At 64.7% G+C, this 16,403-nt stretch carries 10 protein-coding genes; 2 read left to right on the top strand and 8 right to left on the bottom strand.

Annotated elements, in window-relative coordinates; all coding sequences use genetic code 11:
• Positions 1-21: 21 nt before the first annotated feature.
• The 4 genes from IVB18_RS25065 to IVB18_RS25050 are packed head-to-tail and all read right to left on the bottom strand — an operon-like array spanning position 22 to position 9,213.
• On the bottom strand, positions 22-3,126 hold the full coding sequence (locus IVB18_RS25065; protein ID WP_247983111.1) for an efflux RND transporter permease subunit: 3,105 nt from the start codon (positions 3,124-3,126) through the stop codon (positions 22-24).
• Positions 3,126-6,275, bottom strand: coding sequence for an efflux RND transporter permease subunit (locus tag IVB18_RS25060; RefSeq protein WP_247983110.1), 3,150 nt, complete (start codon positions 6,273-6,275; stop codon positions 3,126-3,128). The genes IVB18_RS25065 and IVB18_RS25060 overlap by 1 nt, the downstream gene beginning before the upstream one ends.
• A gap of 36 nt (positions 6,276-6,311) precedes the next feature.
• Complete coding sequence (locus tag IVB18_RS25055) at positions 6,312-7,739, bottom strand: efflux RND transporter periplasmic adaptor subunit (protein WP_247983109.1); 1,428 nt, start codon at positions 7,737-7,739, stop codon at positions 6,312-6,314.
• On the bottom strand, positions 7,729-9,213 hold the full coding sequence (locus IVB18_RS25050; protein ID WP_247983108.1) for an efflux transporter outer membrane subunit: 1,485 nt from the start codon (positions 9,211-9,213) through the stop codon (positions 7,729-7,731). Before IVB18_RS25050 ends, IVB18_RS25055 begins: the two co-directional genes overlap by 11 nt.
• Before the next feature lie 707 nt (positions 9,214-9,920).
• Here IVB18_RS25050 and IVB18_RS25045 point away from each other — a divergent pair.
• Both IVB18_RS25045 and IVB18_RS25040 read left to right on the top strand, forming a co-directional pair.
• Positions 9,921-11,150 (top strand): cyclopropane-fatty-acyl-phospholipid synthase family protein, encoded by a 1,230-nt coding sequence (locus IVB18_RS25045; RefSeq protein ID WP_247983107.1) that lies wholly within the window; start codon positions 9,921-9,923, stop codon positions 11,148-11,150.
• Positions 11,151-11,233: 83 nt separating this feature from the next.
• Positions 11,234-12,268, top strand: a complete 1,035-nt coding sequence (locus tag IVB18_RS25040) for a cysteine synthase A (protein ID WP_247983106.1) — start codon at positions 11,234-11,236, stop codon at positions 12,266-12,268.
• Positions 12,269-12,296: 28 nt separating this feature from the next.
• Here IVB18_RS25040 and IVB18_RS25035 read toward each other — a convergent pair whose 3' ends face one another.
• The 4 genes from IVB18_RS25035 to IVB18_RS25020 form a co-directional block, all read right to left on the bottom strand.
• On the bottom strand, positions 12,297-12,827 hold the full coding sequence (locus tag IVB18_RS25035) for a DUF805 domain-containing protein (RefSeq protein ID WP_247983105.1): 531 nt from the start codon (positions 12,825-12,827) through the stop codon (positions 12,297-12,299).
• Between the two features lie 98 nt (positions 12,828-12,925).
• On the bottom strand, positions 12,926-13,666 hold the full coding sequence (locus tag IVB18_RS25030) for an amino acid ABC transporter ATP-binding protein (protein WP_247983104.1): 741 nt from the start codon (positions 13,664-13,666) through the stop codon (positions 12,926-12,928).
• Between the two features lie 11 nt (positions 13,667-13,677).
• Positions 13,678-15,198, bottom strand: a complete 1,521-nt coding sequence (locus tag IVB18_RS25025; protein WP_247983103.1) for an amino acid ABC transporter permease — start codon at positions 15,196-15,198, stop codon at positions 13,678-13,680.
• The gene (locus IVB18_RS25020) at positions 15,195-16,400 is read right to left on the bottom strand and encodes an ABC transporter permease subunit (RefSeq protein ID WP_247983102.1); all 1,206 of its coding nucleotides are present in this window, start codon (positions 16,398-16,400) and stop codon (positions 15,195-15,197) included. Before IVB18_RS25020 ends, IVB18_RS25025 begins: the two co-directional genes overlap by 4 nt.
• Positions 16,401-16,403 lie beyond the last annotated feature (3 nt).

Genomic DNA, 16,403 nt, shown 5'->3' with positions numbered 1-16,403 from the left:
AGCGGCGCTTCAACAACCCGGCTATTCCGCCGGCGCGGTCAGCGGGCGCGGCTCGGAGCGGCGCCGCAGGCGGTCGATCAGGAGATAGATTACGGGCGTGGTGTAGAGCGTCAGGATCTGCGAGACGAACAGGCCGCCGATGATGGTGATGCCGAGCGGGCGCCGCAGCTCCGTGCCGGGGCCGGTCGCGACGACCAGCGGAATGCCGGCGAACAGCGCCGCCATGGTCGTCATCAGGATGGGACGGAAGCGCGCCTGGCAGGCCTCGAAGATCGCCTCCGCCGAGGACAGGCCGCGCTGGCGCTCGGCGTCGAGTGCGAAGTCGACCATCATGATGCCGTTCTTCTTGACGATGCCGATCAACAGGATGATGCCGACGAAGGCAATCACCGTCAGCGGCGTATTTGTAAGCTGAAGCGCAAGGAGAGCGCCGAGCCCGGCCGAAGGCAGCGTCGAGATGATGGTGAGCGGATGGGCGAGGCTCTCATAGAGCACGCCGAGCACGATATACATCGCCACCAGCGCGCCGAGGATCAGCAGCGGCTGGCGGCCGCTGGTCCGGGCGAAATCGCCGGCATTGCCGTCAAAGCTGCCGCGGATGCCCTCGGGCATGTGCAACTCCTCGACCGCACGCTGGATGTTTTGGGTGGCGGCCTGAAGCGCCACGTCCGGCAGCAGGTTGAACGACACCGTGGTCGAGGGGAATGACTGCGAGTGATAGACCGCGAGCGCGGCGAGCCCGCGCGTCGCATGCACCACGGCCGACAGCGGTACCTGTGCGTCGTTGGCGCCGGCGACATAGATGCGCTCGAGATTGGAGGGATCGACCTGAAATTTCGGGTCGATCTCCAGCACGATCATGTACTGGTTACGCTGGGTGTAGATGATCGAGATCTGCCGCTGCGAAAATGCGTTGTTCAGCGCATTGTCGATGTCCTGGACGCGGACGCCAAGCGCCGACGCCTTCTGGCGATCGATGCTCAGCGTCAGCTGAAGCCCGCCGGGATCGCGATCGCTGGAGATGTCGGTGATCCCCTCGACTGTCTCCATGCGTTTGGCCACGATCGGCGCCCATTGCTGCAACAGGCCGAGATCGGTGCTGGAGAGCGTGTATTGGTAGTCGGAATCGCTCTGCCGTCCGCCGGCGCGCACGTCCTGGGCCGCGAACATGAAGAGGCGGATTCCGGGAACGGGGTACAAAGCGCGCCGCAGCCGGTCGATCACGAGCTGCGTCGAGACGTGGTCGCGCTCCTCCGGCGGCTTCAGGCTGATGAACATTGTGCCGCGATTGGAGGTCGCACCGCCCGGCCCGCCGCCGCTGCCGACCGTCGAGCCGATGCCGGCCACAGCCGGATCCTGCATCACGATGTCGGCAAGCCGCTGCTGGAGGCTTAGCATCGACTGAAACGAGATGTCGGCCGAAGCACGCGTCGCCCCGATGACGAAGCCGGAATCGTCCGTCGGGAAATAGCCCTTGGGCACCTTGATGTAGAGCGTCACCGTCAGGGCGATGGTGGCGAAGAACACCAGAAGCGTCAGCAGCGGGAATTCCAGCACCGTGCGCAAGGTGCGGGTGTAGAAGGCGACGATTCGCGACAGCGAGCCCTCGATGATCCGATCGAACAGCGTCGCGGTTCCGGAGGGTGTTTGCCGGACATAGTGGGCGCAGATCATCGGCGTCACCGTGAGCGACACCAGCGTCGACACCAGGATTGCGAAGGTGAGCGTCAGCGAGAATTCGCGCAGCAGGCGGCCGACAATGCCGTCCATGAAGATCAGCGGCGTGAAGGCCGCGATCAGCGACAGGCTGATCGAGACCACGGTGAAGCCGATCTGCCGGGCGCCCTCCAGCGCCGCCTGGAACGGCCGCATGCCATGCTCGAGATTGCGAAACATGTTCTCGATCATGACGATGGCGTCGTCGACAACGAAGCCGACCGAGATCGCGAGCGCCATCAGCGACAGATTGTCGATGGAGAAGCCCGCGACCCACATGCCGGCGCAGGTTCCGGCCAGCGCTAGCGGCACCGAGATGCCGGCCGCGATCGTCGGCGTCAGCCGCCGCAGGAACACGAACACCACGACCATCACCAATATGGCGGTCGCCAGCAGCGTCCACTGCATGTCCAGCACGCTGGCGCGGATCGTGCTGGTACGATCGACCAGGGTGGAGATATCGACGCCAGCCGGAATCCATTGCTTCAGCACGGGGATCAACGCCTTGACCCTGTCGACGGTGTCGATGACGTTGGCATCGCCTTGCTTGGTGATCTGGATCAGCACCGCCGGCTGCTTGTTGAACCAGGCGATCGAGCGCGCGTTGCGGACGCCGTCCTCGATGTCGGCGACGTCGGCGAGCCGCACGAAATTGCCGTTGGAGCTCTTGATGACGATGTCGCGGAACTCTTTCGCCGTGCGCATCTGCCGATTGAGCGAGAGCGTCTCGCTCTGGCGCTCGCCGTTGAAGATGCCGACAGGACCGAGCGGGTTGGCGTTGATGATCGCGGTCCGCACGTCGTCGGTGGCAATGCCCGCGTTCGACAGCGCCACGGGGTTGAGCTGGATCCGCACCGCCGGCTGATCGGCGCCGCTCACCGTCACGTCGCCGACACCAGGCACTTGTGAGATGCGCTGCGCCAGCACGGTATCGGCGACATCGTAGATTGCGCTTGCCGATAGCGTCTTCGATGTGAGCGCCAGCACGAAGACGGGAGCGCCGGCCGTGTTGGCCTTGCGGAAACGCGGCAGCGTCGGCAGGTCGCTCGGCAGGTCGACCAGCGACGCGTTGATGGCCGCCTGGACGTCACGCGCGGCCTTGTCGATGTTGCGGCCGATGTCGAACTGAAGCTGGATGCTGGTCATCCCCAGCGAGCTGGTCGAGGTAATCTGGTTGATGCCGGCGATTTCGCCGAGCCGCCGCTCCAGCGGCGAGGCCACGGTCGCCGCCATCACGGAAGGATCGGCGCCGGGCCTACTCGCCGAGACGAAGATGGCGGGGAAGTCGACGTTCGGGACCGAGGCGACGGGCAGGAACTCGTAGGCCACGACACCCAGCAGGAACAGCCCGATCGACAGCAGCGTGGTCGCGACCGGGCGGCGGATGAAGGGCTCCGAGATCGATGCCATCACTGCATCCCCTCGGTAGCACCCGCGACCGGCGGTCCACCAGGCTCGACCGGCGGCAGCGCGCGCTCGAGGCGGCGGTTGATGCGGTCGAGCGCCAGGTAGATCACGGGGGTGGTGTAGAGCGTCAGGAGCTGGCTGAGCAGCAGGCCGCCGATGATGGAGATGCCGAGCGGGAAGCGCAGCTCGGCGCCGGTGCCGCTCTCGATCGCGAGCGGCAGCGCGCCGAACAGCGCCGCCAGCGTCGTCATCATGATCGGGCGGAAGCGCAGCAGACAGGCCTGCACGATCGCTTCGGTCGCCGGCATGCCCTGGTTGCGCTCCGCGTCGAGCGCGAAGTCGATCATCATGATCGCGTTCTTCTTGACGATGCCCATCAGCAGGATGATGCCGATCAGGCCGATCACCGAGAGGTCCTGACCGCACAGCATCAGCGCCAGGATCGCGCCGACGCCGGCCGAGGGCAGCGTCGAGAGGATGGTGATCGGGTGGATGTAGCTCTCATAGAGCACGCCGAGCACGATGTAGATCGTGATCACGGCGGCGAGCAGCAGCCAGGGCTGGCCGGCGAGCGCCTTGGCGAATTCGGCGGCGTCACCTGCATAGACGCCGACGATGCTGTTGGGCATCTCGATGCGGGTCTCGATCGTCTTCACCGCCTCGACGGCATCGCCGAGCGCCGCGCCCGGCGCGAGGTTGAAGCTGAGCGAGATCGCAGGGAATTGCGCCTGGTGCGAGATCGCGAGCGGCGCCGTGGTGCGCGTCAGCGTCGCCACCGCAGACAGCGGCACCTGGGCGTTAGGCGCTCCGACGGTGGTGCTCGCACCACCCGGCAGATAGAGTTTTGACAGGATCGAGGGATCGCGCTGGTACATCGGCAGCGCTTCCAGCACCACGCGATACTGGTTGGCCTGGCCGTAGATGGTCGAGATCTGGCGCTGCGCGAACGCGTCGTTCAGCGTGTCGGTGACGCCCTGGAGGCTGACGCCGAGCTGGCCGGCGCGGGTGCGGTCGACATCGAGCTGCGCCCGCAGGCCGCCTTCCTCCGCCTCGGAGGACACGTCCCTGAACAAGGGATCGCGCCGCATCTCCGCGACAAGCTTCCTTGCCCATTCAGAGACCAATGTCGCGTCGGTGCCGGTCAGGGTATACTGGTATTGCGAACGGCTGGACTGGGTCGATATCTGCACGTCCTGCACCGGCTGGAAATAGACGGTCATGCCGGGGATGCCGGCCACCCTCTCCTTCAGCCGCGTGATGACCACACTGACATCGTCGCGCCGCTCGCCGCGGGGTTTCAGCGTCATGACGAGGCGCCCGACATTGGTGGTCGGGTTGACCGAGCCGGCGCCAATGACCGAGACCACGCCGGTCACGTCCGGGTCAGCCTTGATGGAATCGGCGGCCTCGCCCTGCCGCTTCTGCATCTCCGCGAACGACACGTCGGCCCCGGCTTCCGTCACCGCCGTGATCGAGGCGGTGTCCTGGAGCGGCAGGAAGCCTTTTGGCGCGACCACGTACAGGACGAGGGTCGCAATCAGCGTGGCGAAGGTCACGACCAGCGTGGCGCGCTGGCGCTCCAGCACCCAGAGCAGCGTCCGGTGATAGACCTCGACGGTGCGGTCGATGAAGCGGCTGATCGCCGCGAGACCCGGCACCGCCAGCTCCTCATGGGCGTGCTTAAGCAGCCGCGAGCACATCATCGGCGTCAGCGTCAGCGAGACCACCGCCGAGGTCACGACCGCGATCGTCAGCGTCAGCGCGAATTCGCGGAACATGCGCCCGACCAGGCCCGACATGAACAGCAGCGGGATGAACACCGCGATCAACGACACCGTCAGCGAGATCACGGTGAAGCCGATTTCACTGGCGCCCTTCAGCGAGGCCTCCATCGCGCTCTCGCCGTTCTCCATGTGGCGGACGATGTTCTCGATCATGACAATGGCGTCGTCGACAACGAAGCCGGTGCCGATGGTGAGCGCCATCAGCGACAGATTGTCGAGGCTGAAGCCGGCAAAATACATGATGCCGAAGCTCGTGATCAGCGACAGCGGCAGCGCCACGCCCGCGATCAGCGTGGCCCGCAGCGAGCGCAGGAACAGCAGCACCACCAGCGTCACCAGCACCACACTGAGGATCAGCGTGAACTGCACGTCATGGACGGAAGCGCGAATGGTGACGGTGCGGTCGGAGACGATGGTGAGATTCACGCCGGCCGGAATCGCGCGCTGGACCTTGGGGATCTCCGCCCGGATCTGGCTGACGACGTCGATCATGTTGGCGCCGGGCTGGCGCTGAATATCGATGATCACGGCCGGTATGCCCTGATACCAGCCGCCGGTGCGGTCGTTCTCGAGGCCGTCGACGATCTGCGCGACGTCGCCGATCGTGACCGGCGAGCCGTTGCGGTAGGCGATGATGATCGGCCTGTAGGCGTCGGCCGCGGCGATCTGGTCGTTGGCGGCGATGATGTAGGCCTGCTGCGCGCCGTCGAGCGATCCCTTCGGCCCGGAGACGTTGGCGTTGGCGATCGCGGTGCGCAGATCCTCCATGGCGATGCCATAGGCCGCTAGGCGCGCGAGGTCGGCCTGGATGCGCACGGCCGGCTTCAGCCCGCCGAGCACCGAGACCCGTCCGACGCCGGAAATCTGGCTCAGCCGCTGCGCCAGCAGCGTGTCGGCGATGTCGCTCATCGCCCGGAGCGAGATCGTGTCGGAGCGCAGCGCCAGCGTCATCACCGGCGCATCGGCCGGGTTCACCTTGGCGTAGGTCGGCGGATAGGGCAGCGTTTTTGGCAGAACGCCCGCCGCGGCGTTGATGGCGGCCTGCACGTCCTGGGTCGCGCCATCGATGTCGCGGTTGAGATCGAACTGGAGCGAGATCTGGCTGACGCCGAACGAGCTCGTCGAGTTCATCGCCGACAGCGACGGAATCTGGCCGAGCTGCCGCTCCAGGGGCGCGGTGATCAGCGAGGCGATCACGTCGGGGCTCGCGCCGGGCAGCTGCGTCGTCACCTGCACGGTCGGGAAGTCGACCTGCGGCAGCGCGGAGACCGGCAGCGCGAAATAGCCGAGCGCACCGCCGATCAGCAGAGCGATGCCGAGCAGCGAGGTCGCGATCGGCCGGCGGATGAAGGGTTCGGAGACGCCCATGAGACGCGCCTGCCGCTCAAGCGGCTGTTGTCGGGATCATGGCTGCTTGGCTCCACTTCCCGATGGTTCAGTCCCCTGCGCCGGTGCCGGTCCGGTTTGGCCCTTCTGGTCGCCCTCGCCGTTGATGCGCTTGGCGCGGCGTTCCTGCCCGTCCTTGGCGCCGTCCTTCGATTGGCCATCCTTGGTCTGACCGTCCTTGGCCTGACCGCCCTTCTGTGCGTCATTGCCCTGCGGCCCGCGCGAGCGCTTGCGTGGCGCCAGATCGGCCGATGGCGTCTGGTCGTCGCGGCCCACAATCACCTTGGAACCGTCGGACAGATTGGCAAACCCGGTGGTGACGACCCGGTCATTCGGCGACAGGCCGCTCGCGATCACCGCGTCATGTTCGTTCTGCTGCGTCACCGTGACGGGCTTGGCCGAGGCGATGTCGCCCTCACCGATGACGTAGCTGAAGGTCCCGATCGGGCCGCGCTGCACTGCCGACGTCGGCACCACCAGCGCCTGCGCCAGTGTCTCGACCTTGAGCCGAACATTGACGAACTGGCCGGGCCAGAGCTGGTAATTGGCGTTGGGAAATTCCGCCTTGAGCTTGAGCGTGCCGGTGGTCTGATCGACCTGGTTGTCGATTCCGGTCAGCTTGCCGGTGTCGATCACGGTGACGCCGTCGTTGCCGAATACGTCCACCGCAAGCGCCCCCTTGGCGGCCGCGGCGTTGACCCGCATGATCTGCTGCTGCGGCAGGCTGAACCACACTGCGATCGGCCGCAACTGCGTGATCACCACGAGTCCCGTGGTGTCGGAGGCGTGGATGATGTTGCCCTGGTCGACCTGGCGCAGGCCGGCGCGACCCGAGATCGGCGCCACGATCTTGGTGTAGCTCAGCGTCGCCGCCGCATTGTCGATCGCGGCCTGGTCGGCCTTGACCAGCGCCTCGGTCTGCGCGACCAGCGCGCGCTGCGTATCGGCCTGCTGCTTGGAGCCGGCATTGGTAGCCGCGAGCTGCTCGTAGCGGGTGAGGTCGATGCGTTGGTTGGCGAGCTGGGCCTGGTCCTGCGCCTTCTTGGCGACAGCCTGGTCATAGGCCGCCTGGTAGATCGCAGGATCGATCTCGCCGACGACGTCACCCTTCTTGACGTCCTGGCCTTCGGTAAAGTTTACCGCGATCAGCTTGCCGTCGACCTGCGAGCGCACGGTCACGGTGTTGAGCGCGCGGATCGCGCCGACGCCGTCGAGATAGACCGGAACGTCCTGGATGCGCGGCGTCGCCGCCAGCACCGGCACCGGCAGATCGGGCCGCTGGTTGCGATTGTTGGCCTGCGGCTGCTGATGCATGACGGTCCAGCCGAGATAGCCGAGGCCGCCGAGGATCGCGAGCGTGATCAGGGTCATGACGAAGCCGCGGCCGCGCGACTTTTTCGCCGTCCCTTCCTTCGCGCCTTCTTTCGTGTCCGGCTTAAAGAGCATTGACCGGTTTCTCCATTCGCGGCTCCCAGCCGCCGCCGAGCGCCTGATACAGGCTGACGATCGCAAGCAAGCGGGCCAGCTGCGCCTGCGACAGCGCGTCCTCGGCCTGGAACAGGGTGAGTTGCGTGTTGAGCACGGTGACGATGTCGGCGGTGCCGGCGCGCAATTGCTGCTCGGAGAGATCGAAGGCGCGGCGCGAGGAGGTGAGGACATCACGCTGCAATTGCAGTTTGATCGTGGTCTGCTTGATCGAGAACAGCGCATTGTCGACGTCGGCAAAGGACTGGACGATGGTCTTGCGGTAGGTCTGGAGCAGTTCGTCCTGTCGCGCCTTGGCAAATTCGAAATTGCCGAGGATCTTGCCGCCGTCGAAAATCGGCTGCGTCGCGCTGCCGACGAGCTGGAAGAACGCCGCATGCGGCTGGAACAGCGACACCAGCGCCGAGCTTTGATAACCGCCATTGCCGGTCAACTGGATGGTCGGAAAGAACTGCGCACGGGCATTGCCGATGTTCGCAGTGGCGGAGGCGAGTTGCGCCTCCTGCCTGCGAATGTCGGGCCGCTGCGTCAGCAACTCTGACGGCAGGCCGGGCGTCACGCGCGGGATCGCGATCCGGTTCAGCGAGCCGCCGAGCACGCGCACGCTCTCCGGCGGCCGCGACACCAGCACGGCGAGCGCATTGACGTTCTGGTCGAGCGTCTGGCGCAGCGGCGGCACCAGCGCCTTCTGGTTGGCGAGTACGCTTTCCTGCTGTGCGACGTCGAGATCGGTGCCGGTGCCGGCCTTGCGGCGCTCGCGGATGGCATCGAGGATGCGCTGCGCGCTGGCGATGTTGCGCTGTGCTGTCTTCAGGCGATCCTGCGAGGCCAAAACCTGGAAATAGGCATTGGCGACGCCTGCAAGCGTCGTCAGCGCGACGACGTCACGGTCGAAGCGATTGGCATTCGCCGTCTCCTCCGCCGTTTGCAACGCATCGCGGTTCTGGCCCCAGAAATCGAGCTGGTAGCTTGCGCTGAGCGAAGCCGAATAGTTGACGACCTCCCGGCCGCCGATGGACAGGCCCGACGCGCTCGCGCCGGAGGTGCGCGAATAGGTCTCCGATCCGCTGCCCGACAGGCTCGGCAGCAACGCCGCGCCGGCCTGCCGCGCCTGGGCGTCGGCCTCGACGATACGTGAGACGGCGGCGGCGATGTCGAGGTTGACGGTCTGTGCCTCTTCCACCAGTTGCGTCAGCTCCGCCGAGCGGAAGCCGCGCCACCAATCCATGGTGGGCGGCGCATCCGGCTTGCCGGCGTACTTGTATTGCGCGGGAACGTCGAGCGCGGGATCGGGGAGATCCTGGGTCAGGACGCAAGCCCCCGAGCTTGTCGCCAGGCACAGCACCGCGACCCAGCGCGCCGCACGCAGCGTCCGGGAAGCAGGACCAACGGATCGCCGAATGGCGATCGCCGGAACTCGCTGTGTCACATCCACCCCCTGCCGGGCAGACCGAACCGCCGCCGCGCAACCGGATTAACCGATTCGCGGCAGGACAGTCGGGGGGCTTTGGGCAACTCGTTCACACCGTTGATGCTTTCTGCGGAACCTGAACCCGATACTAGCCGGGCGCGGAAGTACGGGACAGTCCCGCACCTGCGAAGCAAACGGCCATTAGCGTCGTCACTTGGACCTCAAGAATACAAAATGTTCCTGTCTGGCAATGGTTTTTCGCATTCTCGCGCCATTCCGAAGCGTGTTCAAGCTTACCAAGATTTCATGTGATATTGCCGCCACACTCCAGCTGAAGCCACCGAACCCGGTCCGCGCTCCACTGAAATGCTCGCTGCGGCGCACCGTAGCTTGCCAAACACAAAGGCGGGGGCACACCTACGCATGCGCATCACGGTCATCGCAACGGGATTGGTCGGCGACGGGCACGGGCCTGCTTGCCCAGCCCAGCAACCTGCTCTCGCCGTCACCTTCTTCGACCTTGCGGCTCTGGCTGAAGGGCCCCCGGCTGGTGCCAAGACCTGTTGTGGCAGGGCAGCGCCGCGATGAAACCATCTTGGCGGCCGGCAAAACCCGTAGATATATTATCCGTCGCTGACCGTATGCGGGGCGCGCCGGGGTTTGGCGAAATGGAGAGTTGGGCGCGCCTGGCTCGCGGTCGGACCGTACCCGTTCAGGTGATGGATCCGCCGATGTCGAATGTCGTTTCGGTGACGCCCGACAACATCGAAACAGTGCTTGCCGACCTGCCGCGCATGGTTCGCCTTGCGCTCGCCTTCGGCTCGCGGCTAAGGCGCGGGACGCTCGACGTCATTCTGCCCGATGAGCGCGTGATCCGGCTCGGCGGGCAGGAGCCGGGCCCGAATGCGGTGATGCGGCTGCATAATTACGGCTTTGCCTCGCGCCTGATCAACGGCGGCGACATCGGCATTGCGGAAGCCTATCTCGCCGGCGACTGGGATACGCCGGACCTCACGCAATTCCTCTATCTGTTCTGCGTCAACCACGATTTGATCCAGGCCATGCTGCGCGACAAGCCGCTGATGCGGCTTGTCCAGGTGGTGCAGCACTGGTTCAACCGCAACACTCGGAGCCAGGCGCGGCGCAACATCCACGCCCATTACGACATCGGCAACGCGTTCTATTCGGCCTGGCTCGATCCCAGCATGACCTATTCCTCGGCCCTGTTCGAGGAGAGCACTGCCGATCTCACGGCCGCGCAGACCAACAAATACCGCAAGCTCGCCGAGGCGCTCGACTTGAAGCCCGACCAGAAGCTGCTCGAGATCGGCTGCGGCTGGGGCGGCTTTGCCGAATTCGCCGCAAAGACGTTCGGCACAAGCGTGGTCGGCCTGACGATCTCGACTGAGCAGCGCGATTTCGCCCGCAAGCGCATTTACGAAGCGGGCCTTGCCGAGAAAGTCGAGATACGGCTCCAGGATTATCGCGACGAGCGCGACCGTTACGACCGGATCGCCTCGATCGAGATGATCGAGGCCGTCGGCGAGCGGTTCTGGCCGAAATATTTCGCACAGTTGCGGGACCGGCTGCTGCCTGATGGCCTCGCCGGCATCCAGGCCATCACCATCCAGGACAAGCTGTTCCAGAGCTACCGGCGCGAGGTCGACTTCATCCAGCGCTACGTCTTTCCCGGCGGCATGCTGCCTTCGCCCGCCGTGCTCAAGTCGCTCGGGGACCGCTTCGGCGTTCCCGTCATCCGCGAGCGCATCTTCGGACAAGATTATGCCAAGACGCTTGCCACTTGGCGAAATAACTTCCGCACCGCCTGGCCGGGCCTCGTCCCGCTCGGTTTCGACGACCGGTTCCGGCGGCTGTGGGAGTACTACCTCTCCTATTGCGAGGCCGGATTCCTATCGGGAAATATCGACGTCCGACAGGTCATCTTCGCAAAGCAGCAATAAGAGTTGACGGGGTCGGCTTGTATGCCCGGCGACCCTCCTTTAGGGTCGGCGCCCACGTCATAACCAGCCGGTAATTGCCTGACATGACCATCAAAAACGACGTTGTCGAAGCCATCGGCAACACCCCGCTGATCAAGCTCGAGCGCGCCTCGGAAGCGACCGGCTGCACCATTCTCGGCAAGGCCGAGTTCATGAATCCCGGCCAGTCCGTGAAGGACCGCGCGGGGAAATGGATGATCATCGAGGCGGAGAAGCGCGGCGAGCTCAAGCCCGGCGGACTCGTGGTGGAATCGACCGCCGGCAATACCGGTATCGGGCTTGCGGTCGTGGCCAGCGCCCGCGGCTACCGGACGCTGATCGTGATCCCGGAGACGCAGAGCCAGGAGAAGAAGGATTTTCTGAAGCTGTGCGGCGCCGAGCTGATCGAAGTGCCGGCCCTGCCCTATGCCAATCCCAACAGCTATCAGCATGTCGGCCGCCGGCTCGCCGACGAGCTGCGCAAGACCGAGCCCAATGGCGTGCTGTTCGCAGACCAGTGGAACAATCTCGACAATGCGAAGGCGCATTACGAATCCACAGGTCCCGAGATCTGGGAGCAGACCAGCGGCAAGGTCGACGGCTTCGTCTGCTCGGTCGGCAGCGGCGGCACGCTCGCCGGCATCAGCCGCTTCCTGAAGGAGAAGAACAAGAATGTCAGGATTGCCTGCGCCGACCCGCATGGCGCGGGCATGTACGAATATTTCAGGACCGGCGACCCCAAGGCCACACCGGGCGGCTCGATCACCGAGGGCATCGGCCTCAACCGAGCGACCGCAATCGTGGAGACCGCCAAGGTCGATGATGCCTATCTCATCCCCGACGCCGAAGCCGTCACCGTGATCTACGAGCTGCTCCAGCACGAAGGCCTGTGCCTCGGCGGCTCGACCGGCATCAATATCGCCGGCGCCATGCGCCTCGCCAAGCAACTTGGGCCGGGCAAGACGATCGTGACCGTGCTCTGCGATTCCGGCAGCCGCTATCAGTCGAAACTCTTCAATGCGGACTTCATGCGCGCCAAGAACCTCCCGGTGCCGGAGTGGCTGGAGAAGCGCAGCAACATCAAGCCGCCGTTCGTCTAGCGCCTGATCCGTCTAGCTCCAGATCCGTCTAGCCCCAGGTCGGACGCGGCGTTCCCTGGGAGATGCGCGCCAGACGGTCATGCGAAGCCGAGGATCTGGCGCTGGAGCGCGGCGGCTCAGGATTGCCATAGGAGTCTTCGCGGTCGCCGCTCGGCCAGAACATAAGCGCGAGCAGCAGCGCGAGGTTGACCAGCCCGCCGACAATCGTGCCCTGATGCTCGTGGCCGATGGCCCAGGTCGGAAACCGGGTCGCGACGAGGTGATCGACGATCACGAGCGCGAGCCATGCCGGAATCACGCACACCGGATCCCAACCTATATCGCGGATTCGCATCGATTGCAGTGTGAGGGTCGCAAGTCCGAAGAAGGCGATGGCGGCTATGGTCGCCCAGCTCTTCATGAGGTCTTCCGGACGCATCATGCCGGGCGAGGTATCGCGCAGCACGGCCGTCGCGATCGCAAAGCAGATCGCGGTCATCACGATCGCAAGCGCGACCGTGGCCAGAAAGAAATGCAAACGCCCGAGGCGGGCATTGAGGCCGAACACGAAACCAAGCATTGGCGCCCCTTTTTCGCGCCACATGCGCAGAAAGAGCTTTCGGACGCGTGAAGCGGACAGGATGCAACCGCAGCTATGGTTTCGGAGAGCTTACAAGATCACCGCAAAATCTGGCTCAGGAACAGCTTCGAGCGCGCATGCTGCGGATTGGCGAAGAATTCATTCGGCGTGTTGGCTTCGATGATCTGGCCGGCATCCATGAACACCACGCGGTTGGCGACCTCGCGCGCAAAGCCCATCTCGTGGGTGACGACCAGCATGGTCATGCCCTCGTTGGCGAGGTCGACCATGGTATCGAGCACCTCCTTGACCATTTCGGGGTCGAGCGCCGAGGTTGGCTCGTCGAACAGCATCACCTTCGGGTTCATGGTCAGCGCGCGTGCGATGGCGACACGCTGCTGCTGGCCGCCGGACATCTGTCCCGGAAACTTGTTGGCCTGGTGCGGGATCTTGACCCGCTCCAGGAATTTCATCGCGTTGATTTCGGCGTCCTTCTTCGGGATGTTGCGCACCCAGATCGGCGCCAGCGTGCAGTTCTCCAGCACGGTCAGATGCGGGAAGAGGTTGAAGCTCTGGAACACCATGCCGACCTCGCGGCGCACCGCGTCGACGTGCTTGAGGTTCGGCCCGAGCTCGATGCCGTCGACGACGATCTCGCCCTCCTGGAATTCTTCCAGCGCGTTGATGCAGCGGATCAGCGTCGACTTGCCTGAGCCCGAGGGGCCGCAGATCACGATGCGCTCGCCCTTCTCGACCTCGAGGTCGATGTCGCGCAGCACGTGAAATTCTCCGTACCATTTGTTGAGGCCGGAAATCTTGACGATGGGACTATCGGTCATGGTGAGCTCGATCAGTTGCGGCGGTGGGCGTTGAGACGGTGCTCGACGAACAGCGAGTAGCGCGACATTCCAAAGCAGAAGATGAAGTAAATGATGCCGGCGAAGGCGAAGCCGGTGAACGCGGTCGACGGCGTCGACCATTTCGGATCCGAAAACGACGCCCGCAACGAACCCAACAGGTCGAACAGCGCCACGATCGAGACCAGCGAGGTGTCCTTGAACAGCGAGATGAAGCTGTTGACGAGGTTCGGGATGACGTGCCGCAGCGCCTGCGGCAACACGATCAGCGAGGTCGTCTTCCACCAGGACAGCCCCAATGCTGCCGCGGCCTCACCCTGCCCGCGCGGAATCGCCGCGAGCCCGCCGCGGACGTTTTCGGCCTGATAGGCCCCTGTAAACAGCGAGATTCCAATCAGCGCGCGCACGAGACCGTCGACCGTAAAATTGCCCGGCAGGAACAAGGGTAGCATGTAGGTTGCGAAGAACAGCACGGTGATCAGCGGCACGCCTCGCCAGAACTCGATGAAGGCGATCGAGAATATCCGGATCAGTGGAATGGTGGAGCGGCGTCCAAGGGCGAGCGCGATGCCGATCGGCAGCGAGGTGACGATGCCGGTGACGGAGACCACCAGCGTCACCAGCAGGCCACCCCACAGATTGGTCTGCACGATGGGCAGCCCGCCGTGATCGAGCCCCATCAACTTGACCACGATCGCGATGACGACGAAGGTTGCGATGCTCGATGCCAGAGCCCGCCCGCCGGTACGCACGCCGCCACGGAGGAAGAAGGCGATCAGGGAGACGACTGCGGCTGTGATGGCGAAATCGACCCAGACCGACTGGCCCGTCCCCTGGAGCTGGTCACGGAGCCAGGTCAGCGGAAAGATCACCCAGTAGATCGCGGTGCCGACCAGCACGATCAGGTTACCAACGATCCATAGCAACGGTGCGATGGCCGAGGTCTTGCTGAGATTGAGCAGGGCCTGCCCAGCACCGATGATGCTGTCATCAAACAATTGCAGCAGGCCGGCCGTCCAGCTCAGGCCGAAGCCGGTGAAGCCACCGCCATGCAACAGGAAGAACGCGACCACCGGGAAGGCGAAGAAAAACAGGCCGGCGTTGACTCCCTTCGCCGGCAGGCGCGGAATCAGCAGCGGCAACAGCAGAACCACCGCCAGCACGAGCGTGAGGTTGACACGCCAGCGCTCGGCCTCGGGATAGAAGCCGTAGATCAATTGCGGCAGCTTGGCCTGGATGTAAGGCCAGCAGGCGCCGACCACAAATCCCGCATTCTCGGGCAGGCAGGCCGCACGATCCTTGCCGGTCCAGACCGCATCGACCAGCAGAAACCTGACGGACGGAATGATGGTGAACCAAAGCAGCAACGTGCCGACGATCGTGAGCAGAATGTTGGTCGGCGAATTGAACAGGCGGGTGCGCACCAGGCCGATGAAGCCCGTGGTCTTCACCGGCGCAGGACGCTCGGCGACCAGGTCGTCGCGGACGAAGGCGGACGAGGTGACATCGGTCATGCGCCGAGACTCCGGCTGACGCGCCAACCGTACACGCTCATGACGGCACTGGTGATGAGCGAAATCAAGAGGTAGACGCCCATCGTCATCGCGATGATCTCGATCGCCTGCCCGGTCTGGCTCAACGACGTGCCGGCGAACACCGACACCAGGTCGGGATACCCGATCGCGACCGCCAGCGAGGAGTTCTTGGTGAGGTTGAGGTACTGGTTGGTCAGCGGCGGTACGATGACGCGCATCGCCTGCGGCACGACGATCAGCCGGAGCGTGGCGCCGCGGCTCAGGCCCAGCGACGATCCCGCCTCCATCTGTCCCTTGTGGACGGACAGGATGCCGGCGCGCACGATCTCGGCGATGAAGGCGGCGGTATAGGTCGACAAGGCCAATGTCAGCGCCACGAATTCGGGGATGATGCGCGCGCCGCCGGCGAAATTGAAACCCTTGAGCTGCGGCAGCTCAAAGGTGAAGGGCAGACCGAACACCGCAATCGCGACCAGTGGGAGCCCGAACAGGAGGCCCAGCACATAAGGCCAGATGCGGATCACCTGGCCTCGCTGAAACAGCGCCCGCCGCGCATAGAAGCGCAACGCAAGCGAGACGACGATGCCGAACGCAAGCGTCGCCAGAAATGGCTCGAACCCGGCTTCGCCGATCGGTTGGGGGATGACCAGCCCGCGGTTGCTGACAAAGGAGATGCCCAGAAGGGATATGCTCTGCCGCGGGTTGGGCAAGGCCGCGAGCACTGCCAGGTACCAGAACAGGATCTGGAACAGGAGCGGCAGGTTGCGGATGGTCTCGACATAGATTTCGCCGACGCGTGCCAGCAGCCAATTGGGCGAAAGCCTGGACAATGCGACGACGAAGCCGATCACGGTGGCGAAGACAATGCCCACCACCGAGACCACGAGCGTGTTCAGGAGCCCGACCACGAACACGCGCAAGAACGTGTCCGAGCCGGTATACGAGATCAGCGTCTGATTGACGTCGAAGCCTGCATTGTTCCTGAGGAAGCCGAAGCCGGCGGCAATGTGCTGGTTCTCGAGGTTGGCGCGGGCGTTGGAGACGATCTCATAGGCAATCCAGCCCAGGATCGCCGCGAACGCAAACTGGACGGCGATGCCGTTCCAGCCGGTCTTGCCGCCCAGCACGCGCCTGATCTTCAGCGCGATCTGGGCTGGCGGTTTGCGGGCCTCGGTGCTCATCGC

The sequence above is a fragment of the Bradyrhizobium sp. 186 genome, assembly GCF_023101685.1.
In the GTDB taxonomy this organism is placed as follows: Bacteria; Pseudomonadota; Alphaproteobacteria; order Rhizobiales; family Xanthobacteraceae; genus Bradyrhizobium.
The sequence above is the reverse complement of the archived record's forward strand: the minus strand, read 5'-3'. Positions and strand labels throughout refer to the sequence as shown.